The sequence below is a fragment of the Mycobacterium sp. genome (assembly GCF_050701515.1).
Classification (GTDB): Bacteria; Actinomycetota; Actinomycetes; order Mycobacteriales; family Mycobacteriaceae; genus Mycobacterium.
Map to the genome: position 1 here is coordinate 22103 of NZ_JBOGDB010000137.1, position 20465 is coordinate 42567.

General features: G+C 67.9%; 20 protein-coding genes. 15 read left to right on the forward strand and 5 right to left on the reverse strand.

Annotation, left to right across the window (positions count from 1 at the left end):
- The first annotated feature begins 39 nt into the window (after positions 1 to 39).
- From argC to argH, 8 genes are all read left to right on the forward strand, one after another.
- Positions 40 to 1074: an N-acetyl-gamma-glutamyl-phosphate reductase gene (gene argC / locus ACRDU5_RS11390; protein WP_526614620.1), complete on the forward strand. Its 1035-nt coding sequence runs from the start codon at positions 40 to 42 to the stop codon at positions 1072 to 1074.
- On the forward strand, positions 1071 to 2285 hold the full coding sequence (argJ, locus tag ACRDU5_RS11395) for a bifunctional glutamate N-acetyltransferase/amino-acid acetyltransferase ArgJ (protein ID WP_526614621.1): 1215 nt from the start codon (positions 1071 to 1073) through the stop codon (positions 2283 to 2285). Before argC ends, argJ begins: the two co-directional genes overlap by 4 nt.
- A complete protein-coding gene (argB, locus tag ACRDU5_RS11400; protein ID WP_526614622.1) occupies positions 2282 to 3154 on the forward strand; it encodes an acetylglutamate kinase in 873 nt (290 codons plus the stop codon). Before argJ ends, argB begins: the two co-directional genes overlap by 4 nt.
- Positions 3151 to 4332 carry an acetylornithine transaminase gene (locus tag ACRDU5_RS11405; RefSeq protein WP_526614623.1) on the forward strand — a complete coding sequence of 394 codons (1182 nt, stop codon included), beginning with the start codon at positions 3151 to 3153 and terminating at the stop codon, positions 4330 to 4332. The genes argB and ACRDU5_RS11405 overlap by 4 nt, the downstream gene beginning before the upstream one ends.
- Positions 4329 to 5258 carry an ornithine carbamoyltransferase gene (gene argF / locus ACRDU5_RS11410; RefSeq protein ID WP_526614624.1) on the forward strand — a complete coding sequence of 310 codons (930 nt, stop codon included), beginning with the start codon at positions 4329 to 4331 and terminating at the stop codon, positions 5256 to 5258. Before ACRDU5_RS11405 ends, argF begins: the two co-directional genes overlap by 4 nt.
- Positions 5255 to 5746 carry an arginine repressor gene (locus ACRDU5_RS11415; protein ID WP_526614625.1) on the forward strand — a complete coding sequence of 164 codons (492 nt, stop codon included), beginning with the start codon at positions 5255 to 5257 and terminating at the stop codon, positions 5744 to 5746. The genes argF and ACRDU5_RS11415 overlap by 4 nt, the downstream gene beginning before the upstream one ends.
- Positions 5746 to 6942 (forward strand): argininosuccinate synthase, encoded by a 1197-nt coding sequence (locus ACRDU5_RS11420; protein WP_526614626.1) that lies wholly within the window; start codon positions 5746 to 5748, stop codon positions 6940 to 6942. The genes ACRDU5_RS11415 and ACRDU5_RS11420 overlap by 1 nt, the downstream gene beginning before the upstream one ends.
- A gap of 82 nt (positions 6943 to 7024) precedes the next feature.
- Positions 7025 to 8431 (forward strand): argininosuccinate lyase, encoded by a 1407-nt coding sequence (gene argH, locus ACRDU5_RS11425; RefSeq protein ID WP_526614627.1) that lies wholly within the window; start codon positions 7025 to 7027, stop codon positions 8429 to 8431.
- Here argH and ACRDU5_RS11430 read toward each other — a convergent pair.
- Positions 8426 to 9214 (reverse strand): alpha/beta hydrolase, encoded by a 789-nt coding sequence (locus ACRDU5_RS11430; protein ID WP_526614628.1) that lies wholly within the window; start codon positions 9212 to 9214, stop codon positions 8426 to 8428. The two genes, argH and ACRDU5_RS11430, sit on opposite strands and share 6 nt — an antisense overlap.
- A gap of 55 nt (positions 9215 to 9269) precedes the next feature.
- Between ACRDU5_RS11430 and ACRDU5_RS11435 the strand changes: the two genes are divergently transcribed.
- Genes ACRDU5_RS11435 through ACRDU5_RS11445 form a run of 3 tightly spaced genes read left to right on the forward strand, consistent with a single transcriptional unit; the run spans position 9270 to position 10914 of the window.
- Positions 9270 to 9845, forward strand: a complete 576-nt coding sequence (locus tag ACRDU5_RS11435) for a hypothetical protein (RefSeq protein ID WP_526614629.1) — start codon at positions 9270 to 9272, stop codon at positions 9843 to 9845.
- Positions 9842 to 10408, forward strand: coding sequence for a hypothetical protein (locus tag ACRDU5_RS11440; protein WP_526614630.1), 567 nt, complete (start codon positions 9842 to 9844; stop codon positions 10406 to 10408). Before ACRDU5_RS11435 ends, ACRDU5_RS11440 begins: the two co-directional genes overlap by 4 nt.
- Positions 10405 to 10914 carry a hypothetical protein gene (locus ACRDU5_RS11445; RefSeq protein WP_526614631.1) on the forward strand — a complete coding sequence of 170 codons (510 nt, stop codon included), beginning with the start codon at positions 10405 to 10407 and terminating at the stop codon, positions 10912 to 10914. The genes ACRDU5_RS11440 and ACRDU5_RS11445 overlap by 4 nt, the downstream gene beginning before the upstream one ends.
- Here ACRDU5_RS11445 and ACRDU5_RS11450 read toward each other — a convergent pair.
- Both ACRDU5_RS11450 and ACRDU5_RS11455 read right to left on the reverse strand, forming a co-directional pair.
- Entirely contained in the window at positions 10892 to 12175 is a 1284-nt protein-coding gene (locus ACRDU5_RS11450; protein ID WP_526614632.1) for a hypothetical protein, read from the reverse strand. The genes ACRDU5_RS11445 and ACRDU5_RS11450 overlap by 23 nt on opposite strands.
- 21 nt (positions 12176 to 12196) lie before the next feature.
- Positions 12197 to 13975: an ABC-F family ATP-binding cassette domain-containing protein gene (locus tag ACRDU5_RS11455; protein ID WP_526614633.1), complete on the reverse strand. Its 1779-nt coding sequence runs from the start codon at positions 13973 to 13975 to the stop codon at positions 12197 to 12199.
- 83 nt (positions 13976 to 14058) lie between these two features.
- On the opposite strand from ACRDU5_RS11455, the gene ACRDU5_RS11460 reads away from it, so the two are divergent.
- Genes ACRDU5_RS11460 through ACRDU5_RS11475 form a run of 4 tightly spaced genes read left to right on the forward strand, consistent with a single transcriptional unit; the run spans position 14059 to position 19099 of the window.
- Entirely contained in the window at positions 14059 to 17031 is a 2973-nt protein-coding gene (locus ACRDU5_RS11460; protein ID WP_526614741.1) for an AMP-binding protein, read from the forward strand.
- A gap of 54 nt (positions 17032 to 17085) precedes the next feature.
- Positions 17086 to 17628, forward strand: a complete 543-nt coding sequence (locus tag ACRDU5_RS11465; RefSeq protein ID WP_526614634.1) for a hypothetical protein — start codon at positions 17086 to 17088, stop codon at positions 17626 to 17628.
- A gap of 9 nt (positions 17629 to 17637) precedes the next feature.
- The gene (locus ACRDU5_RS11470) at positions 17638 to 17868 is read left to right on the forward strand and encodes a Trm112 family protein (RefSeq protein ID WP_526614635.1); all 231 of its coding nucleotides are present in this window, start codon (positions 17638 to 17640) and stop codon (positions 17866 to 17868) included.
- Positions 17869 to 17884: 16 nt separating this feature from the next.
- Entirely contained in the window at positions 17885 to 19099 is a 1215-nt protein-coding gene (locus ACRDU5_RS11475; RefSeq protein ID WP_526614636.1) for a glycoside hydrolase family 1 protein, read from the forward strand.
- Here the strand turns inward: ACRDU5_RS11475 and ACRDU5_RS11480 are convergent.
- Positions 19096 to 19710, reverse strand: coding sequence for a TetR/AcrR family transcriptional regulator (locus ACRDU5_RS11480; RefSeq protein WP_526614637.1), 615 nt, complete (start codon positions 19708 to 19710; stop codon positions 19096 to 19098). The genes ACRDU5_RS11475 and ACRDU5_RS11480 overlap by 4 nt on opposite strands.
- A 5-nt stretch (positions 19711 to 19715) precedes the next feature.
- Positions 19716 to 20465, reverse strand: a complete 750-nt coding sequence (locus ACRDU5_RS11485) for an ABC transporter permease (protein ID WP_526614742.1) — start codon at positions 20463 to 20465, stop codon at positions 19716 to 19718.

Here is a 20465-nt window from a genome sequence, read left to right on the forward strand (position 1 = left end):
AATTTGCAACTAATTGCATAACCATGCAGAATCGGCTGTATGACATCTGTGGCGGTGGCCGGCGCCAGCGGTTATGCCGGCGGGGAGATCCTGCGGCTGCTGCTCGGCCACCCAGCCTATGCCGACGGGCGGCTGACCATCGGGGCACTGACGGCCTCGGCCAGCGCAGGAACCACGCTGGCCGAACACCATCCGCATCTGCTGCCGCTGGGCGGCCGGGTGCTGGAGGCCACCGACGCCGACGTGTTGGCCGGGCACGACGTGGTGTTCCTCGCGCTGCCGCATGGCCACTCCGCGACGCTGGCCGAGCAATTGAGTCCGGACACCGTGATCGTCGACTGTGGCGCGGACTTCCGGCTCACCGATGCGAAAGCGTGGGAGCGGTTCTACGGGTCCACTCATGCCGGCAGCTGGCCCTACGGGCTGCCCGAACTGCCCGGTGCCCGGGAACGCCTGCGCGGTGCCACCCGGATCGCCGTCCCTGGGTGCTATCCCGCCTCCGCACTGCTCGCGCTCTGGCCAGCGGTGGCCGAAGACCTCGTCGAACCGGCCGTGACCGTCGTCGCGGTCAGCGGCACCTCCGGCGCCGGACGGGCCGCAAGAACGGACCTGCTGGGCTCGGAGGTCATCGGTTCGGCCCGCGCCTACAACATCGCCGGTGCGCACCGGCACACCCCCGAGATCGCCCAGGGACTGCGGGCGGTCACCGACAAGGACGTCACCGTCTCGTTCATCCCGGTGCTGATACCCACCTCCCGCGGAATCCTGGCCACCTGCACAGCACGTACCACCGCCCCGCTGTCCCAACTCCGTGCGGCCTACGAAAAGGCCTACGATGCCGAGCCCTTCATCTATCTGTTGCCCGAGGGCCAGCTGCCGAAGACCGGCGCGGTCATCGGCAGTAACGCCGCGCAGATCGCGGTCGCCGTCGACGAGGACGCTCAAACTTTCGTCGCAATCGCCGCGATCGACAACCTGGTCAAGGGCACCGGCGGTGCGGCGGTTCAGTCGATGAACCTCGCACTGGGCTGGCCGGAGACCGAAGGCCTGTCGATCGTGGGAGTGGCGCCATGACCGATGTAACCGACACCACGCCGCTGGTCCGCACCCAGGGCGTCACCGCACCCGCGGGATTCCGCGCCACCGGGATCGCCGCGGGTATCAAGGAATCCGGTGCACTGGACCTGGCGCTGGTGTTCAACGAGGGCCCGGACTACCCCGCCGCCGGCGTGTTCACCCGCAACCAGGTCAAGGCCGCGCCGGTGCTGTGGACCCAGCAGGTGCTGACCACCGGGCGGCTGCGCGCGGTGATTCTCAATTCCGGCGGCGCCAACGCCTGCACCGGACCGGGTGGTTTCCAGGACACCCATGCCACCGCCGAGGCCGTCGCCGCCGCCCTCTCGGACTGGGGCAGCGAGACCGGGGCCATCGAGATCGCCGTCTGCTCCACCGGATTGATCGGCGACCGGCTGCCGATGGACAAGATGCTGGCCGGGATAGAGGAGATCGTGCACGAGATGGCGGGCGGGCTGACCGGCGGTGAGGAGGCTGCCCGGGCCATCATGACAACCGACACCGTGCCCAAACAGGTTGCGCTGCACCACCCGAACAACTGGACCGTCGGCGGCATGGCAAAGGGCGCCGGCATGCTGGCCCCGTCGCTGGCGACCATGTTGAGCGTCATCACCACCGACGCCGTCGCCGACGCCGCCGCGCTGGAACAGGCGTTGCGCCGTGGCAGCGCGCTGACATTCGACCGGCTCGACATCGACGGCAGCTGCTCGACCAACGACTCCGTGCTGCTGCTGGCATCGGGCGCCAGCGAAATCACCCCCAGCCAAGCCGATCTCGACGACGCGGTGTTGCGGGTCTGCGACGATCTGTGCGCGCAGCTGCAGGCCGACGCGGAGGGCGTCACCAAGCGGCTTGTCGTCACCGTGACCGGCGCGGCTTCCGAGGCCGATGCGCTGACCGCCGCCCGCATCGTGGCACGCGACAGTCTGGTCAAGACCGCGGTATTCGGTTCCGACCCGAACTGGGGCCGAGTGCTGGCCGCTGTCGGGATGGCGCCGGTGCAACTCGATCCCGAGCGGATCAGCGTGTCGTTCAACGGATCTGCGGTCTGCGTCGACGGGCTCGGCGCCCCCGGTGCGCGGGAGGTCGACCTGTCCGGCGCCGACATCGACATCACCGTGGACCTCGGCGTCGGCACCCAACGCGCGGCCATCCGCACCACCGACCTGTCGCACGGATACGTCGAAGAGAACTCGGCCTACAGCTCATGACGCTCGCCACACCGGTCAAGGCACAAGTGCTCGCCGCGGCGTTGCCGTGGCTTAAGCAACTGCACGACAAGATCGTCGTGGTCAAATACGGCGGCAACGCGATGACCGACGACACGCTGCGGCAGGCGTTCGCGGCGGACATGGTGTTCCTGCGCAACTGCGGCATCCATCCGGTCGTGGTGCACGGCGGCGGGCCGCAGATCAGCGCGATGCTGAAACGCCTCGGCATCGCGGGCGATTTCCGGGGCGGCTTCCGGGTCACCACACCCGAGGTGCTCGACGTCGCACGGATGGTGCTGTTCGGCCAGGTCGGCCGCGAACTGGTGAACCTGATCAACGCGCACGGCCCCTACGCGGTCGGCATCACCGGCGAGGACGCGCACCTGTTCACCGCCGTCCGGCGCAGCGTCACGGTCGACGGCGTGGCCACCGACATCGGCCTGGTCGGCGACGTGGAGCTGGTGAACACCGAGGCGGTAATGGATCTGATTGGGGCCGGCCGCATTCCGGTGGTGTCCACCATCGCACCGGACGCCGACGGTGTGGTGCACAACATCAACGCGGACACCGCCGCGGCCGCGCTGGCCGAGGCGCTGGGCGCCGAGAAGCTGCTGATGCTGACCGACATCGAGGGGTTGTACACCAGCTGGCCCGACCGGGAGTCACTGGTCAGCCAGATCGACGCCGCCGCACTGACGCAACTGCTGCCGACGCTGGAGACCGGCATGGTGCCGAAGATCGAGGCCTGTCTGCGCGCCGTCGCCGGTGGGGTACCCAGCGCGCATGTCATCGACGGCCGCGTCGAACACTGCGTGCTGGTCGAGTTGTTCACCGACGAGGGGACCGGCACCAAGGTGGTGAGCGCATGACTCTTCTGCAGCGCTGGGAGGCCGTGATGATGAACAACTACGGCACCCCGCCGCTGGCGCTCGCCAGCGGTGACGGCGCCGTGGTCACCGATGTCGACGGCAAGTCCTACATCGACCTGCTCGGCGGCATCGCGGTCAACATTCTCGGCCACCGCCATCCCGCGATCATCGAAGCCGTGGCCAACCAGCTGAACACCCTGGGCCACACCTCGAACCTGTACGTCACCGAGCCGGGCATCGCGCTGGCCGAGGCGCTGGTGGGCTTGTTGGGGGCCGACGCCGCGGCCCGGGTGTTCTTCTGCAACTCGGGCACCGAGGCCAACGAAGTGGCCTTCAAGATCAGCCGGCTCACCGGCCGCACCAAACTCGTTGCGGCGCAAGGCGCTTTCCACGGCCGCACGATGGGGTCACTGGCGCTGACCGGTCAGCCGTCCAAGCAGCAGCCGTTCGCCCCGCTGCCCGGCGACGTTCAGCACGTGCCGTACGGCGATGTCGCCGCGCTGGCCGAGACCATCGACGACACGACCGCGGCCGTTTTCCTCGAGCCGATCATGGGGGAGGGCGGCGTCGTCGTCCCGCCGGCCGGCTACCTGGTGGCCGCGCGGGAGCTCGCGACGACGCGCGGCGCCCTGCTGGTACTCGACGAGGTGCAGACCGGGATGGGCCGCACCGGAGCGTTTTTCGCGCACCAGCACGACGGCATCACGCCCGACATCGTGACCCTCGCCAAGGGTCTCGGCGGTGGGCTGCCGATCGGCGCATGCATCGCGGTCGGCAAGGCCGCCGAGCTGCTCACGCCCGGCCTGCACGGCAGCACGTTCGGGGGCAACCCGGTCTGCGCGGCCGCGGCGCGGGCGGTGCTCGGAGTGCTGGCCGCCGACGACCTGATCTCGCGGGCCGACATGCTCGGCAAGATGCTGCACCACGGCATCGAGGCGCTGCACCATCCGCTCATCGACCACGTCCGCGGCCGCGGCCTGCTGCGCGGGATCGTGCTGGGCGAACCGGTGGGCAAGGCCATCGAGGCCGCCGCCCGCGATGCCGGCTTCCTCGTCAACGCCGCTGCGCCCGACGTGATCCGGCTGGCCCCGCCGCTGGTCATCACCGAGCGTCAGATCGACGTGTTCCTCACCGCGCTGCCAAATATTCTCGACAAGGCGCAGGAATCTTTCCAATGACGCCGCGCCATTTTCTGCGCGATGACGACCTGTCGCCCGACGAGCAGGCCGAGATCCTGGCGTTGGCCGCCGAGCTGAAGAAGGACCCGTTCTCCCATCGGCCGCTCGACGGGCCCCGCGGGGTGGCGGTGATCTTCGACAAGAACTCCACCCGCACCCGGTTTTCGTTCGAGGTTGGGATCGCGCAGCTCGGCGGTCACGCCGTTGTCGTCGACGCTCGCAGCACCCAGCTCGGGCGCGAGGAGACGCTGGAGGACACCGGAAAGGTGTTGTCCCGCTATGTCGAAGCGATCGTGTGGCGGACCTTCGCGCAAGCCCGGCTGACCGCGATGGCGTCCGGTGCGAGCGTCCCCATCGTCAATGCGCTGTCCGACGAGTTTCACCCCTGCCAGGTGCTGGCCGACCTGCAGACCCTGGTCGAACGCAAGGGCGCGCTGAAGGACCTGCGGTTGTCCTACTTCGGTGACGGCGCCAACAACATGGCGCACTCACTGATGCTGGGCGGGGTCACCGCGGGCATCCGCGTGACGATCGCCGCGCCGTCCGGCTTCGAGCCGCACCCCGAGTTCGTTGCCGCCGCCGAGGAGCGCGGCCAGCAGACCGGTGGGACGGTGACGCTGACGGCCGATCCGAAGAAGGCAGTGGACGGTGCCGACGTGCTGGTGACCGACACCTGGACGTCGATGGGACAGGAGAACGACGGGCTGGACCGGGTAGCGCCGTTCCAGCCGTTCCAGGTCAACGCCGACCTGTTGAGCCTGGCCGATCCGGATGCCGTTGTGCTGCATTGCCTTCCGGCACATCGCGGGCAGGAGATCACCGACGATGTGATCGACGGCCCGCACAGCGCGGTGTGGGACGAGGCGGAGAATCGGCTGCACGCCCAGAAGGCGCTGCTGGTGTGGTTGTTGGAGCGATCCCGATGACTAGTGCGACAAGAGCCGGACGTCAGGCTCGGATCGTTTCGATGGTGGCGTCGCAATCGGTGCACAGCCAGAGCGAACTCGCCGCACTGCTGGCCGCGGAGGGCATCGACGTCACCCAGGCCACGCTGTCGCGTGACCTCGAGGAACTGGGCGCGGTCAAGCTGCGCGGCGCCGACGGCGGGGTCGGCGTGTACGTCGTCCCCGAGGACGGCAGCCCGGTGCGCGGCGTTTCCGGTGGCACCGAACGGATGTCGCGGCTGCTGGGCGAGCTGCTGGTGTCAACGGACGCCAGCGGCAACCTCGCGGTGCTGCGCACCCCGCCCGGCGCGGCACAGTATCTGGCTAGTGCGATCGACCGCGCCGCGCTGCCATACGTCATCGGCACCATTGCCGGCGACGACACCATCTTCGTGGTGGCCCGCGAGCCGATGACCGGCGCCGAACTCGCCGCCAAGTTCGAAAGCATCCAACTAAGGGAGATTGGTTAATGTCCGAGCGCGTCATCTTGGCGTATTCCGGTGGTTTGGACACCTCGGTGGCGATCAGCTGGATCGGCAAGGAGACCGGCCGCGAGGTGGTGGCGGTGGCCATCGACCTCGGGCAGGGCGGCGAGGACATGGAGGTCGTGCGGCAGCGAGCGCTGGACTGCGGCGCGGTCGAAGCCGTCGTGATCGACGCCCGCGACGAGTTCGCCGACGAATACTGCCTGCCCGCCATTCAATCCAATGCGCTGTACATGGACCGCTACCCGCTGGTGTCGGCGCTGAGCCGGCCGCTGATCGCCAAGCACCTGGTTTCCGCGGCCCGCGAGCATGGCGGCAGCATCGTCGCGCACGGCTGCACCGGCAAGGGCAACGACCAGGTCCGGTTCGAGGTCGGGTTCGCCTCGCTGGCACCGGATCTGGAGGTGCTGGCACCGGTCCGCGACTACGCCTGGACCCGGGAGAAGGCGATCGCGTTCGCCGAGGAGAACGCCATCCCGATCAATGTCACCAAGCGCTCACCGTTCTCCATCGACCAGAACGTGTGGGGCCGGGCCGTGGAGACCGGGTTCCTCGAACATCTGTGGAACGCCCCCACCAAGGACGTGTACGACTACACCGAGGACCCGACGGTCAACTGGGGCACGCCGGACGAGGTGATTGTCGGATTCGAACGCGGCGTGCCGGTTTCGATAGACGGGAATACCGTGACGGTTCTGCAGGCGATCGAGGAACTCAACCGCCGCGGCGGTGAGCAAGGCGTGGGCCGGCTGGACGTCGTCGAGGACCGCCTCGTTGGCATCAAGAGCCGCGAGATCTACGAAGCACCCGGCGCGATGGTCCTCATCACCGCGCACACCGAGCTCGAACACGTCACGCTGGAGCGCGAGCTGGGCAGGTTCAAGCGGCAGACCGACCAGCGTTGGGGCGAACTGGTTTACGACGGTCTGTGGTACTCGCCGCTGAAGACCGCGCTGGAATCCTTCGTCGCCAAGACCCAGGAACACGTGTCCGGGGAAATCCGGATGGTCCTGCACGGTGGGCACATCGCCGTCAACGGACGACGCAGCGCGGAGTCGCTCTACGACTTCAACCTCGCCACCTATGACGAGGGCGACAGCTACGACCAGTCCGCGGCCAAGGGCTTCGTACACGTGCACGGCCTGTCATCCAAGATCGCTGCACGACGGGATCTGACGTGACCGTCTTCTCGCGAGAGTGCGTGTCTGTCGGCGACACGCCGCAGAAATTCGGCAGTTTGCGCACGCTCGCGCGGGACTCAGCGTGAGCACCAACGAGGGGTCCCTCTGGGGCGGGCGGTTTTCCGAAGGCCCGGCGCCCGAACTGGCGGCGCTGAGCAAGTCCACCCACTTCGACTGGGTGCTCGCGCCGTACGACATCACCGCGTCCAAGGCGCACACCCGCGTGCTGTTTCGGGCCGGGCTGCTCACCGAGGAGCAACGCGACGGCCTGCTCGCCGGTCTGGACAGCCTCGGCGAGGACGTGGCCGACGGCAGTTTTCTGCCGGTGGTCACCGACGAGGACGTGCACGGTGCGCTGGAGCGTGGGCTGATCGATCGGGTCGGCGAAGACCTCGGCGGCCGGCTGCGGGCCGGTCGGTCGCGAAACGACCAGGTGGCCACGCTGTTTCGGCTCTGGCTGCGCGACGCGGTGCGGCGCATCGGCGCGGGCGTGCTGGACGTGGTGTCGGCGCTGGCCACCCAGGCCGCCGCGCATCCGACGGCGATCATGCCCGGCAAGACGCACCTGCAGTCGGCGCAGCCGATCCTGCTGGCCCACCACCTGCTGGCGCACGCGCACCCGCTGCTGCGCGACGTCGACCGGCTGATCGATTTCGACACGCGGGCCGCGGTGTCGCCGTACGGTGCCGGGGCGCTGGCCGGCTCGTCGCTGGGCCTCGACCCGGACGCCATCGCCGAGGAACTCGGCTTCACCACCGCCGCCGACAACTCGGTGGACGCCACCGCCGCCCGCGACTTCGCCGCCGAGGCGGCATTCGTGCTCACCATGATCGGCGTCGACCTGTCCCGGCTCGCCGAGGACATCATCCTCTGGAGCACAACGGAGTTCGGCTACGTGGAGCTGCACGACTCGTGGTCGACCGGCAGCTCCATCATGCCGCAGAAAAAGAACCCCGACATCGCCGAGCTGGCGCGCGGCAAGTCGGGCCGGTTGATCGGCAACCTGACCGGGCTGCTGGCCACGCTGAAGGCGCAACCGCTGGCCTACAACCGCGATCTGCAGGAGGACAAGGAGCCGGTATTCGACTCGGTCGCGCAGCTGGAGCTGCTGCTGCCGGCGATGGCCGGGCTGGTCGGCACCCTGCGCTTCGACGTCGACCGGATGGCCGAGCTGGCGCCACTCGGCTACACGCTGGCCACCGACATCGCCGAGTGGCTGGTGCGCAGGGGTGTGCCGTTCCGCGTCGCACACGAGGCGGCCGGCGCCGCGGTGCGCGCCGCCGAGGCCAGGGGAGTCGGGTTGGCCGATCTCGAGGACGCCGAGCTGGCGGGTATTCACCCGGATTTGACGCCGGAGGTTCGCGAGGTGCTCAGCATCGACGGCTCGGTGAACTCGCGCGACGCCCGTGGCGGCACCGCGCCGATCCAGGTGGCCAAGCAACTCGGTGTCGTCCGCGACACCGCCGACGCGTTCCGATCGCGGCTATAGCCCGCGATGGCCGAGCCATTGCACGATTCGCTCGGCGACCGCTGCCCACCCCGGTTCCAACATCATGTTGTGCCCCATGTCGGGGAAGAACTCCGCGTCGGTGCCGTACGCGCGTGCGGTCGCACTCACCTCGTCCTTCGTGAACGCTCCGTCGTCGACGGCGCCAAGCACCAAGAGCGGGGTACTGATCCGTTCCGGCTGCGGCAGATCGCGATACATCATGTCGAACATCGCGCGTCCGCTTTCCGGTTGGAGCCGCGCGATGCAATCGGCCACGACGTGCCCCGGTGTTTGTGCGCAAAATAGGTGTCCGCGGGCCAGCCTGGGTGTGTTGACGACATCGAGGCTGTTTCCGTACGTGTTGGGCTTAATCAACCCCGCCCACGGGTGGCGTGCCATCAGGCGCAGCGAGGCTCGAACGGTGCCTTGTGGGGGCGCCGAGGTCATCAGCACGCCGGCCGGCGCATGGTGAGCCTCCAGGTACTTCTGCACGACAAAGCCACCCATGGAGTGCCCGACGACCACCGGCTCGCTACCGAGTTGGTCCGCTGCCGTTTTCACATCGTCGACGTAGTCGGCGATCGAACAGGTTCGGAGCCGCTGCGAGGTCGCGCTTTTCCCGTGCGCGCGCAGACTCACCGCGACAGCGCGAAAGCCGTTGTCGGCGAAGAAGTCGAGAAAGTGCTCGTCCCAGCACCACGCGCCGTGCCAGGGGCCGTGAACGAAAAGCAGCGGCACCGGATGTGCCGCGCTGCAGTGTCCTTTGTCGATGATCTCGAGCATCGCCGCTGACGGTAATGCACAGCTGCCGTCGCCGTTGCCATTAGCATCCAGCAACATGCGGCGATGGTTCGCGGGTTTGAGTTTCCGCCAGTGGAGGCAGACCGTCGTCGTGGTGATATTGGCCGCCACCGCGGTGTTCGGTGGTCTCGACACCGTCGACACCAAAGTCACCCCGTTCGAGCCGGGGGAGGAGTTCAACGACGGCGAGTTCACCGTCACCGTCGAACGGGCGAGGTTGCTCAATGAACTGACGGGTGGTCGCGGCGTTGTCGGCCCGGCCAAGCCCGGCCGGCGTTATCTCGGCGTGGTCGCCACCCTGCGAAACGACGGCACCGTGCCCGGACGACTCCGAAACGAGCTGGATCTGCAGGACCAGCCGGACAAGGAGTCCTTCGGGGTGTGGCGCTACCGCGATGGGTCGCCGATCCAGACCCTCGGCCCGGGCCTCACCGAGCAGCTGGCGTTCACGTGGATCCTCCCGGAGGCCGCGCTGCGCCCGGGACAGACGGTGACGTTGCGGGTGTGGAAGAAGAAGTACACGCAGCTGCTGGTGACCTATGGCGGCAAGGAGTGGATCGACAGCGACACCGACTACGGTGAGACGGTCGTTCCGGTGGGGGTATCACAATGAGGCTGTGGCCGAAAATCCGGTCGGCACTGCCGGCGTTGAGTGTGGTTGTTGTGGTCGCGGCGGCCGCCGTGGTGTGGCAGAACCTGCCGACGCCAACCGATATCAACGGCCCCTTCGACGTGCACGCGCAGGCCGGCGCAGCCGCCACCGGCCGGGCCGTCACCGCCACCGTCACCGGCGTTCGCATTGCGCCGCAGGTGAACTCCATCCAGGCCGCCGGGCTTTGGGTAGTCGTCGATACAACCCTGGAAGCGACCCGCACCACCGAGTTGCCGCACAGCGAGCTGATCATCGGCCCCAACACCTACATACCGACGGACCGATTCTTCGTCAAAACCCTTAAGGCCGAGATCAATCCAGGAATCGCGCAGCGCGGGGCCTGGGTGTTCGACGTAGCCTCCGCGTTGCTTGCGACCGGAGCGTCCGAACCGTTGACCCTGCGGGTCTGGGTGGGTGACGGGCGGTTGGATTCGCGACTGGTCATCCGCATTCCCGCCGACGACCCGCGGGTCAGCAGGGCCGATGCCGTCAAGCTGGAGGCCCCGGTGGAGAGCGCCTCATGACAGGGCGTCCATTGGTCCGGTGGCAGCGGAACGTGATCGGGGCCGTTGTGGTGGCCGCGGCCGTGGGTGTCCTCGTCGTCACCGGTCTTGGACCGGCGTGGTCGGCCTACCGTCACACCGTCGTTCCGGAGACTGTGGTGCCCGCAGGCCAAAGCGGTACCGCCGGCGGGCAGAACTGGAAACTCGGGTCGATTCGACACCTGAATCGCAGCCCGGTGAACTACGGCCCGGCACTACCTACCGGCACGGTGCTGACCGTCGTCACAATCGACCGGTCCGGGCCGATAACCGACGAAATGTGCGTCGGCGTCATCACCGATGGTGATCGGCGGTGGAATGCCGAGGGCGTCGGCGGATTCCGCCCGCCGCAGGCCGACGGGCTCACCACCATGTGCAACAAACCCGGTCGGCTTCAGTTGACCTTTCTGCTGCCACACGATGTGGTGCCGACGGCGATAGACGTCACCACGCTCGACGGCCAGATCACGGTGCGGATGCTGGTGTAGATTCGCGCGTTCGCACTTGCTCGAGGCAGTACGCCACGGTTGTGGCGATCAGGCACACCCGCAGGGGCTCGATGATCAGGTGCGAGATCAGGGTGATGATGTCGGCCACCCCGTTCCAGAACGACAGCGGATGCGGCCCGAAAAGCCATGCCACACCGCGGAACAGATACCCGGCTTCCACCTCGGGTCGATAGAAGGCGCCCGCCATGTCCAACCACGCCAATCCCAGGTAGACCAGCACGTACAGCGACAACGCCAGCACGCCGCCGTGCAGGATGAGCCGCGCCGAATCCGCGATGGGCCGGAAATTGCCCAGTTGGGCGAGCAGCCGTTCGCGCACCTTGTCGCGCACCGAACGGGGAATCCGCGACCATCGTGCGCGGATTCGCTTCTCGGTGGACGCCGTCCGGTCGAATACCTTGTCGGTGCGGCCGCCGGTCACTCGACGGGCGGCGCTCCGCCAGTCCGGCATGGACACGCCGTAGATGATGCCCGCCACCGCCAGCCATAACAGCGGAATCGTCGCGCCGCCGAATACCGTCCGCAGCACCGACATCGCGACGTCCCATACCATTTCCAGCGGCTGGAAGTGCGAGAATAGCTCGGCCCGAGTGTCGTTGAACCACACCACGATTCGCCGCTCGGCGATCCAGCCGGTCGGATTGATGATGAATTTGACGCCCTGGCTGGCCGAGAAGCTCAAGACTAGGAACACCCATAACGCGTCGACGTAGACGCGGATCGCGACCATCCACCCCGGCAGGCGGTCCTTGAGCCAGCCGAGCAGGTAGCGCACGATCAGTGCGGCCACGATCAGGACCCAGGTGATCGTGCTCACCGGCAGGGTCTCGGGATGCAGCTCGGTGGGGCCCGGCGTCGCCATCGCATCGCCGATCCGGTAGTCGAGTGCCTGGTTCTCGAACGCGAGCCAATCCTCGGCGAACAGCTTCCATGCCAGATAGATGGCGAAGAACGGAACGATGACGTTGGAGAACACGTCGATGCCTCGCGCCGAACGTCGGGGCAGCGCCGCCAGCGCAGGGATGGCGGACCGAAGGACCAGGAACATCGCCACATATGACCCAAGCCGGGCCAGCCCGGCGAACGGCATGATCAGCGAGGCCCATACGTCGTTGTCCCAGCCGGCCCACGCGGCCAGCTCGATGGCGCCGCGGCGCCCCAGCAGTCCGAGCAGATACAGCGCGGCGAGCTGCGGCCAATAGCGCCACCACAATGCCAGCGGCCGCAGCACGTAGCGCATCGGCACATCGTATGCATCGTTCTAGTCTTCGGCGGCCGCTAGCCACGCCTCCTCAAGCGATTCCTTGCGCGCCAACAGCTCGTCGAGTTCGGTGTTGAGCTCGCCAAGCCGCACATGATCGTGTGCGGCGGCGGCCATCGTCTCGTGCATGGCGGCGATCCGCTCGCCGAGTTTGTCCAGCTGGCCCTCGATGCGGGCCATCTCCTTGCCGGTCCTTCGTTCTCGCGCCGCGGCAGATTCCGGGCGCTGCGGTTCGGCACGCGTGAACGCCGGCTCCGCGGCGGCGCGGTCGGCCAGATACTGCTCGACGCCACCGGGCAACAGGTCGCAGCGCCCATTACCGGTGAGCGCGTAGGTGACGTCGGTGACGCGTTCGAGGAAGTACCGGTCGTGGGTGACGACGATCAGCGTCCCGGGCCAGTCGTCCAGGTAGTCCTCGATGGCGGTGAGCGTGTCGATGTCGAGATCATTCGTCGGCTCGTCGAGCAGCAGCACATTCGGCTCGTCCAGCAGCATCCGCAGGAACTGCAGCCTTCGTCGCTCGCCGCCGGACAGATCGGCCAGCCGCGCCGTCAGCTTGTCCCCGGTGAAACCGAAGTCCTTGAGCAGCGTGTCGGCGCTGATCTCGCGGCCACCGGCAAGCCGACTGATGCGACGACGGTTCTCGACGGCATCGATGACGCGGTCCGCGCCGGTCAGCTCGGTCAGCGTCTGGCTGAGATAACCGATCTTCAGTGTATGGCCGCGCTTGATTGTGCCTGCGGCGGGCGGCAATTCACCCGTCAACACCCGCAGCACCGATGTCTTGCCGGTGCCGTTCACCCCGACCAATCCGATCCGCGCGCCCGGGCCGATGGACCAATCGATCCCATCGAGGATGGTCCGGTCGCCCACCTCGAGCCGCAGCCGATGCAGGTCGAACACGTCCTTGCCCAGCCGGGTGGTGGCGAAGCGTTGCAGCGCAAGCGAATCGCGCGGCGGCGGCTCGTTCGCGATCAGCTCGTTGGCGGCCTGGATGCGGAACTTCGGCTTCGACGTCCGCGCGGGCGGGCCGCGGCGCAACCACGCCAGCTCCTTGCGCATCAAGTTTCGGCGACGGGCCTCCGCCCCGGCGGCCAGCCGCATCCGCTCGGCGCGCGCCAGCACGTAGGCGGCGTACCCGCCGTCATACCCGTCGACGGCGCCGTCATGCACCTCCCATGTCCTGGTGGTGACCGCGTCGAGGAACCAGCGGTCGTGGCTGACCACCACCAGCGCCTTCGATCGCAGCCCGGAAAGGTGGCCGGCCAGCCAACCGATCACCTCGACGTCGAGATGGTTGGTGGGCTCGTCGAGCACCAAGACGTCGTGCCCGGCCAGCAGCACGGCGGCCAGTGCCACCCGGCGCAGCTCACCGCCGCTGAGGCGGCCGACGTCGGTGTCGAGAGCCACTTCTGTCAGCAGGTGCTCGACGACGGAGCGGGTGCCGGGTTCGGCGGCCCAGATGTGGTCCGGTCGGCCGCCGACATCCGATTTCCCGTCGCTCCGCTCGCCCCAGACGACCTCGCGTACGGTGGCGGCTGCGGCGAAGTCGTCGGTTTGGCGGAGATAGCCCACCGACAATCCGGATGTGTGGGTGGTGCGACCCGCATCGGGTCCGCGGATGCCGGTGAGGACCTGCAGCAGGGTGGTCTTGCCGTCGCCGTTGCGGCCGACGACACCGATCGCGTCACCCTCGTCGACACCCAGGCTGACCCCGTCCAGCAGCGTGCGGGTGCCGTAGCCGACCGTCGCGCGTTCGACGTTGATCAAGTTCGCCATCAGCCGCCGATGATAGGCGGCGGCTGTGCCATGATGACCTCGGCAATTGGGGGACAGGCGTGAACAAAGGGGAACCGCCGGTGGTGGACCTTTCGGCAATTACCAGGCCGGTGGGCCGGCTGATGGCCACCGCGCAAAACGGCCTCGAAGTGCTGCGTTACGGCGGGCTGGAGACCGGAGCGGTGCCCTCGCCGTTCCAGATCATGGAAAGCGACCCGATGTACCGGCTGCGGCGGTATTTCCCGCCCGACACCCGTCCCGGCGCGGAACCACCCGGACCGCCGGTGCTGATGGTGCATCCGATGATGATGTCGGCCGACATGTGGGACGTCACCCGCGACGAGGGCGCCGTCGGCATTCTGCACGCCGCCGGAATCGACCCGTGGGTCATCGACTTCGGTTCACCCGACAAGGTCGAGGGCGGCATGCAGCGCAATCTGGCCGACCACGTCGTGGCGTTGAGCGAAGCCATCGACGCCGTCAAGGAGACCACCGGGCGCGACGTCCACCTGGCCGGTTACTCGCAGGGCGGCATGTTCTGCTACCAGACCGCGGCGTTCCGGCGGTCGAAGGACCTGGCCAGCATCATCGCGTTCGGCGCACCGGTCGACACGCTGGCCGCCCTGCCGATGAACCTGCCCGCCGGGTTCGCCGCCGGAGCCGCGGACTTCATGGCCGATCACGTGTTCAGCCGCATCGACATTCCGAGCTGGCTGGCCCGGGCCGGGTTCCAGATGCTCGACCCGATCAAGACCGCCCAGTCACGCCTGGAGTTCCTGCGCCAGCTGCATGATCGTGAGGCACTGCTGCCGCGCGAGCAGCAGCGGCGGTTCCTGGCTTCAGAGGGTTGGATCGCCTGGTCAGGACCGGCGATCTCGGAACTGCTCAAGCAGTTCATCGCGCACAACCGGATGATGACGGGCGGCTTCGCGATCCGCGGCGATCTGGTGACGCTCAGCGATATCAACTGCCCGGTGCTGGCGGTGGTCGGTGAGGTCGACGACATCGGCCAACCAGCCTCGGTGCGCGGCATCAAGCGCGCCGCCCCGGAGGCCGACGTGTACGAATTCATGATCCGCGCAGGCCATTTCGGCCTGGTCGTCGGGTCGAAGGCGGCCACCCAGACCTGGCCGACGGTGGCGCAGTGGGTCAAGTCGATCGACGGCGACGCCGATTTGCCGGAGGGCGTCGCGCCGATGGCCCTGCAGCCGACCGAACACGCCGAGAGCGGCGTCCCGTTGGCCTCCCGGGTGGCGCACGGCGCGACCGCGGCCACCGAGATGGCCTTCTCCTTCGCGCGCTCAGCCGCCGACGCCGTGGTCGCGGCCAACAAGTCGGCGCGCGCGCTGGCCGTGGAGACGGCCCGCACGTTGCCCAGGCTGGCCCGGCTCGGCCAGATCAACGACCACACCCGGATTTCGCTCGGCCGGATTATGTCGGAGCAGGCCCGCGGCGCGCCGGACGGCGAATGCCTGCTGTTCGACGGCCGTGTCCACACCTATGAAGCGGTTGATCGGCGCATCAATAATGTGGTGCGCGGCCTGATCGACGTGGGGGTGCGGCAGGGCGCACATGTCGGTGTGCTGATGGAGACGCGCCCCAGCGCGCTGGTGGCGATCGCCGCGCTGTCGCGCCTCGGCGCGGTCGCCGTGCTAATGCCGCCCGACGGTGACCTCGCGACCGCGGTGCGGCTGGGGGCGGTTTCGGAGATCATCGCCGACCCGAGCCACCTGGAGGCCGCCCGCGGGCTGTCCATGCGGGTGCTGGTGCTCGGTGGTGGCGAGTCACGCGAGCTGCACCTGGTGGAAACTGACGACGTCGCGGATGTCGTTGATATGGAGCAGATCGACCCCGCCCAGGTGGATCTGCCCGGCTGGTACCGGCCGAACCCGGGATTGGCCCGCGACCTGGCGTTCGTCGCGTTCGCCACGGTCGGCGGGGAATTGCTCGCCCGCCAGATCACCAACTTCCGCTGGGCGCTGTCCGCGTTCGGCACCGCGTCGGCGGCCAACCTCGGCCGCGGCGACACGGTGTACTGCCTCACCCCGCTGCATCACCCGTCCGGACTGCTGGTGAGCCTGGGCGGCGCGGTGGTCGGCGGCGCCAGGGTCGCGCTGTCGCGCGGCCTGGTGTCCGACCGATTCGTGCAGGAGATCCGCCAGTACGGCGTGACGGTGGTGTCGTACACCTGGGCGATGTTGCGGGAGGTCATCGACGACCCGTCGTTCTCGCTCACCGGCAACCACCCGGTGCGGCTGTTCATCGGCTCGGGCATGCCGACCGGACTGTGGCGGCGCGTGGTCGACATCTTCGAACCCGCGCATGTCGTCGAGTTTTTCGCGACCACCGATGGCCAGGCCGTGCTCGCCAATGTGTCCGGCGCCAAGATCGGCAGCAAGGGCCGGCCGCTGCCCGGCGGTGGCCACGTCGAGCTGGCCGCCTACGACCCCGATGACGACCTGATCCTGGAGGATGACCGGGGCTTCGTGCAGATGGCCCAACCCAACGAGGTGGGTGTGTTGCTGGCTCATCCGCGGGGCCCGATCGACCCGACGGCCTCGGTCAAGCGTGGCGTGTTCTCCCCGGCCGACACCTGGGTGTCCACCGAGTACCTGTTCCGCCGCGACGAGGACGGCGACTACTGGATGGTGGACAACCGTGGCCTGGTGATCCGCACCGCCCGCGGCCCGGTCTACGCCTCGACCGTCAACGACTGCGTCGGCATGATCGAGGCGGTCGACCTGGCGGTGACCTACGGTCTGGAGGCCGGTGGTCGGCAGCTTGCGGTGGCCGCGCTGGAACTGCGTCCGGGCGGCAGCGTTTCGGCGGCCGACGTGTCCGAGGCGCTGTTGGGTCTGCCGGCCGGCGCCCCGCCCGACATCGTGCACGTGGTGGCACACATGACGCTCAGCGCGTCGTATCGACCCGTCGCGAGCCCGCTGCGGGCGGCCGGATTACCCAAGCCGTCACGTAACGCCTGGTACCTCGATCGGGATAGCAATAAGTACAAGCGGCTCACGGTCGCGGCCCGAACCGAGATCGCGGGTGCGGGGTAGCGACGCCGTGCCCTGAGCTCGACGCACTGTTAGGCTCCCGCGGCAGGAGGTTTGATGACATCGCAGAGCGGTAAGAACCGCTTCGCACCGCGCGTCAGGGGCGCGGTGGTCGGCGGCGCTGTCGCTGTCGGGCTGCTGATAGGTATCGGCGCGTCGACGGCGGTCGCCGAACCCACCAGCTCGACCACGGAGGCCGAGGCCCCGCCGACGGCGACGATGACGGCCGACGAAGCGCTTGCCATCATCGCCGAGGATTACGACGTGGGTGCGGGCGGCGGTCAGCTCGCGAACCTGATCCATGACGTGATGACACTGCGCGCTCAGGGCTTCATGCCGTCCAAGGCGAACCGGGCCGCCATTCAGGAGGCCCTGGACTACCGACCCAACCAGACCCCGCTGGTCGAGGCGCTCGAAGATACGCTGTCCTACCAACGCAAGATTCAGGCGCAGGCCGCGCAAGCGCAGCCCACCCAGGGGCCGGGCATGGGCATTAACCAGGTGCCGCCGGGGCAACAGCGCGACCCGAACGATCCGGAAAACTCCGGCATCTTCATCGCACCGGGCGGCGGATCGACGATCAACCAGCCGATCGGCTGACCCGGTTTCGTGCTCGACGAAAAACTGCTCGACATTCTGGTCTGCCCGCAGGACCGCGGGCCGCTGCTGCTGATTGGCGATGAGTTCCTGTACAACCCGCGGCTGCGCCGCGCCTACCGCATCGAGGACGGCATCCCGGTGCTGCTCGTCGACGAAGCCACCGCGGTGACCGACGACGCTGAGCATCAGCGACTGCTCGACCGCGCGAAGTCGGCAGACCCCGGTGGCCAGGTTTCCTGACGGTTTTCTCTGGGGAGTGGCGACGGCCGCTTACCAGGTCGAGGGCAACAACGTCGCCAGCGACGCCTGGCTGATGGAGCAGCTGCCCGGCTCCATGTACCGGGAGCCCAGCGGCGACGCGGCCGACTTCTATCACCGGTATCCCGACGACATCGCGGTGATCGCCGCCCTGGGGCTGAACGCTTTTCGGTTCGGTGTCGAGTGGGCGCGCGTCGAGCCGGAGAACGGTGAGATCTCCACCGCGGAGCTGGACCACTACTCGCGGGTGGTCGACACCTGCCTGCGGCATGGTATCGAGCCGGTGGTGACACTGCACCATTTCACCAGTCCGCAGTGGCTGATCCGGCACAACGGCGGTTGGCGCAGCCCGGACACAGCTGCCCGATTCGCCGACTACGCCGCTGTCGTGATGGCCCGTCTCGGCGATCGGGTGTCCTGGGTGTGCACCATCAATGAGGCCAACGCGCCGGTACTGCTGGCGGCCAGTGGCTCGCTGTTCGACTCGAAGCTCGCCAACACGACTGCCTCGATGGCGCTGGCGGCCAAGGCGTTTGGGGTTTCGGAGGACAAGTTCTGCCCGTTCCTTCCGGCGGCCAGCGACGACAAGGCCATCGAGGTGGTCGGGCAGGCGCACCGGACGGCGGTGGATAGCGTGCACGCCGTGGCGCCGGATGCACGGGTGGGAATCACGCTGTCACTGCAGGAGGTCGCCGCCGAACCCGGTGGCGAGCAGATCGCCGACGTGGCCGACGAGTTCGTCAACCGCCGCTTCCTGCGCGAGCTCGGTTCGGTCGGTGACTTCGTCGGCGTGCAGACCTACACCCGCATCGCCTTCGGCCCGGATGGGCTGAAGCCGCCGGCCGGGCAGGTCTCCGACAATGGACTGGAGCTGGTGCCGGCCGCGCTGACCGCGACCTGCCGTCAGGCGCAACAGATCACCGGACTGCCGGTGCTCGTCACCGAGCACGGCGTCGACCTGGATGACGCCAACGACGGTCTGCGGGCCACCCTGATCGAGGACACCCTGCGCGAGTTGGGGCCGGCGATCGCCGGGGGACTCGACGTACGCGGATACCTGCACTGGTCGCTGGTCGACAACTTCGAATGGTTCAACGGATATCGCGGCCACTTCGGGTTGTTGGGCAACGACCGAAGGACGCAACGGCGTTGGATACGGCCGAGCGCCGTCCGATACGGGACGATCGCCCGGGCCAACGGCTTCGGCCGCTAACCGAGACCGGGCAGGTCACCGGTGAGGTATCGCTGCAGGTTCGGTGCGATGGTCTCGGCGATCTGCTCCACCGGAAGCGATTTGAACGGATCCAGCTCGAGGATGTAGCGCGCCATCACCACGCCGACCAACTGCGACGCCACGAACTGGACGCGGATCGGTCCGCTGCCCGGCGGGTTGTCGACACGCGAGCCCACCTCGACGGCGATCACTTCCTGCAGGAACGACCGAATGAGCGAGACATCGTTGCCGGCCAGGATCGATCGCAGGGTCGCGATGAATCCCTTGCCCAGCTCGGAATCCCACAGCGGCAACAGGATCGACGGCAGCGTGTAGCCGATCTGTTCGACAGGAACTTCCCGCAGCGGACCGATCACCGCCATCGGGTCGATCGGGATGTGGATCGCCGCGGCGAACAATTGGGTCTTGGTGCCGAAGTAGTGATGCACCAGCGCGGGATCCACAGCCGCATCGGCCGCGATCGCGCGGATCGATGTCTTGTCGATCCCGTTGCGGGCAAACAGCTCTCGGGCGCTGGTGAGGATCCGCTCGCGGGTGTCCGACGTTCCGGGCGGTCGCCCGGGACGTTTGCGTTCGGTATTGGTGGTCAACGTGGTTACGGTGTCCTTCGTCGTAGCGTCGCCGCGGCGAGGCAGAGTGCGATGACCGCAAAGCCCACCACAACGGCAATGTCGCGAGTGGCGATTGCGGTCAGATCCGGATAAGCGCCCACCTGTTGCAGTGCCTCGAGGGCGTAGCTGGCCGGCATCACATTGCTGATCCACTGCAGCCATTCCGGCATCACCGCGCGGGGCACGATGATGCCCGCCAACAGCAGCTGCGGTGCGATCACCAGTGGCATGAACTGCACCGCCTGAAATTCGGTGCGGGCGAACGCACTACACAGCAGGCCCAGGCCGACGCCCAGCACCGCATTGACGATGGCAATCACGAAAACCCAGAACGGACTGCCCGCGGTGTCGAAGCCAAGGAGCCAGAACGACACTATGCACGCCAGCGTGGCCTGCGCCGCGGCCGCGATCGAGAACGCGGTCCCGTACGCCGCCAGTAGGTCGAGCCGACGCAGCGGCGTGGTCAGGATGCGCTCCAGCGTCCCCGAAGCCCGTTCGCGCTGCATGGTGATCGAGGTGATCAGGAACATCACCAACAGGGGGAACACGCCCAGCAGGATCAAGCAGGCGTTATTGAAGCCCGACGTGGCTCCGGGCCGGGTCGGAACGTTCTGGAACATGAAGTACATCAGCGTGATGATGAGGCTCGGCACCAACAGCATCATCGCGATGGTGCGATGGTCGGCGGCCAACTGGCGCAGGATCCGCGCCGTGGTCGCGAAATACGCCTGCAG

Bases quoted from the DNA above. Each gene is read 5' to 3' on its own strand.
- ACRDU5_RS11430 (WP_526614628.1), bottom strand. From the start codon at position 9,214: ATGCTCGAGATCATCGACAAAGGACACTGCAGCGCGGCACATCCGGTG.
- ACRDU5_RS11420 (WP_526614626.1), top strand. From the start codon at position 5,746: ATGTCCGAGCGCGTCATCTTGGCGTATTCCGGTGGTTTGGACACCTCG.
- ACRDU5_RS11405 (WP_526614623.1), top strand. From the start codon at position 3,151: ATGACTCTTCTGCAGCGCTGGGAGGCCGTGATGATGAACAACTACGGC.
- ACRDU5_RS11440 (WP_526614630.1), top strand. From the start codon at position 9,842: ATGAGGCTGTGGCCGAAAATCCGGTCGGCACTGCCGGCGTTGAGTGTG.
- argF (WP_526614624.1), top strand. From the start codon at position 4,329: ATGACGCCGCGCCATTTTCTGCGCGATGACGACCTGTCGCCCGACGAG.
- ACRDU5_RS11465 (WP_526614634.1), top strand. From the start codon at position 17,086: ATGACATCGCAGAGCGGTAAGAACCGCTTCGCACCGCGCGTCAGGGGC.
- ACRDU5_RS11455 (WP_526614633.1), bottom strand. From the start codon at position 13,975: ATGGCGAACTTGATCAACGTCGAACGCGCGACGGTCGGCTACGGCACC.
- ACRDU5_RS11435 (WP_526614629.1), top strand. From the start codon at position 9,270: ATGCGGCGATGGTTCGCGGGTTTGAGTTTCCGCCAGTGGAGGCAGACC.
- ACRDU5_RS11445 (WP_526614631.1), top strand. From the start codon at position 10,405: ATGACAGGGCGTCCATTGGTCCGGTGGCAGCGGAACGTGATCGGGGCC.
- argJ (WP_526614621.1), top strand. From the start codon at position 1,071: ATGACCGATGTAACCGACACCACGCCGCTGGTCCGCACCCAGGGCGTC.
- argC (WP_526614620.1), top strand. From the start codon at position 40: ATGACATCTGTGGCGGTGGCCGGCGCCAGCGGTTATGCCGGCGGGGAG.
- ACRDU5_RS11450 (WP_526614632.1), bottom strand. From the start codon at position 12,175: ATGCGCTACGTGCTGCGGCCGCTGGCATTGTGGTGGCGCTATTGGCCG.
- argB (WP_526614622.1), top strand. From the start codon at position 2,282: ATGACGCTCGCCACACCGGTCAAGGCACAAGTGCTCGCCGCGGCGTTG.
- ACRDU5_RS11415 (WP_526614625.1), top strand. From the start codon at position 5,255: ATGACTAGTGCGACAAGAGCCGGACGTCAGGCTCGGATCGTTTCGATG.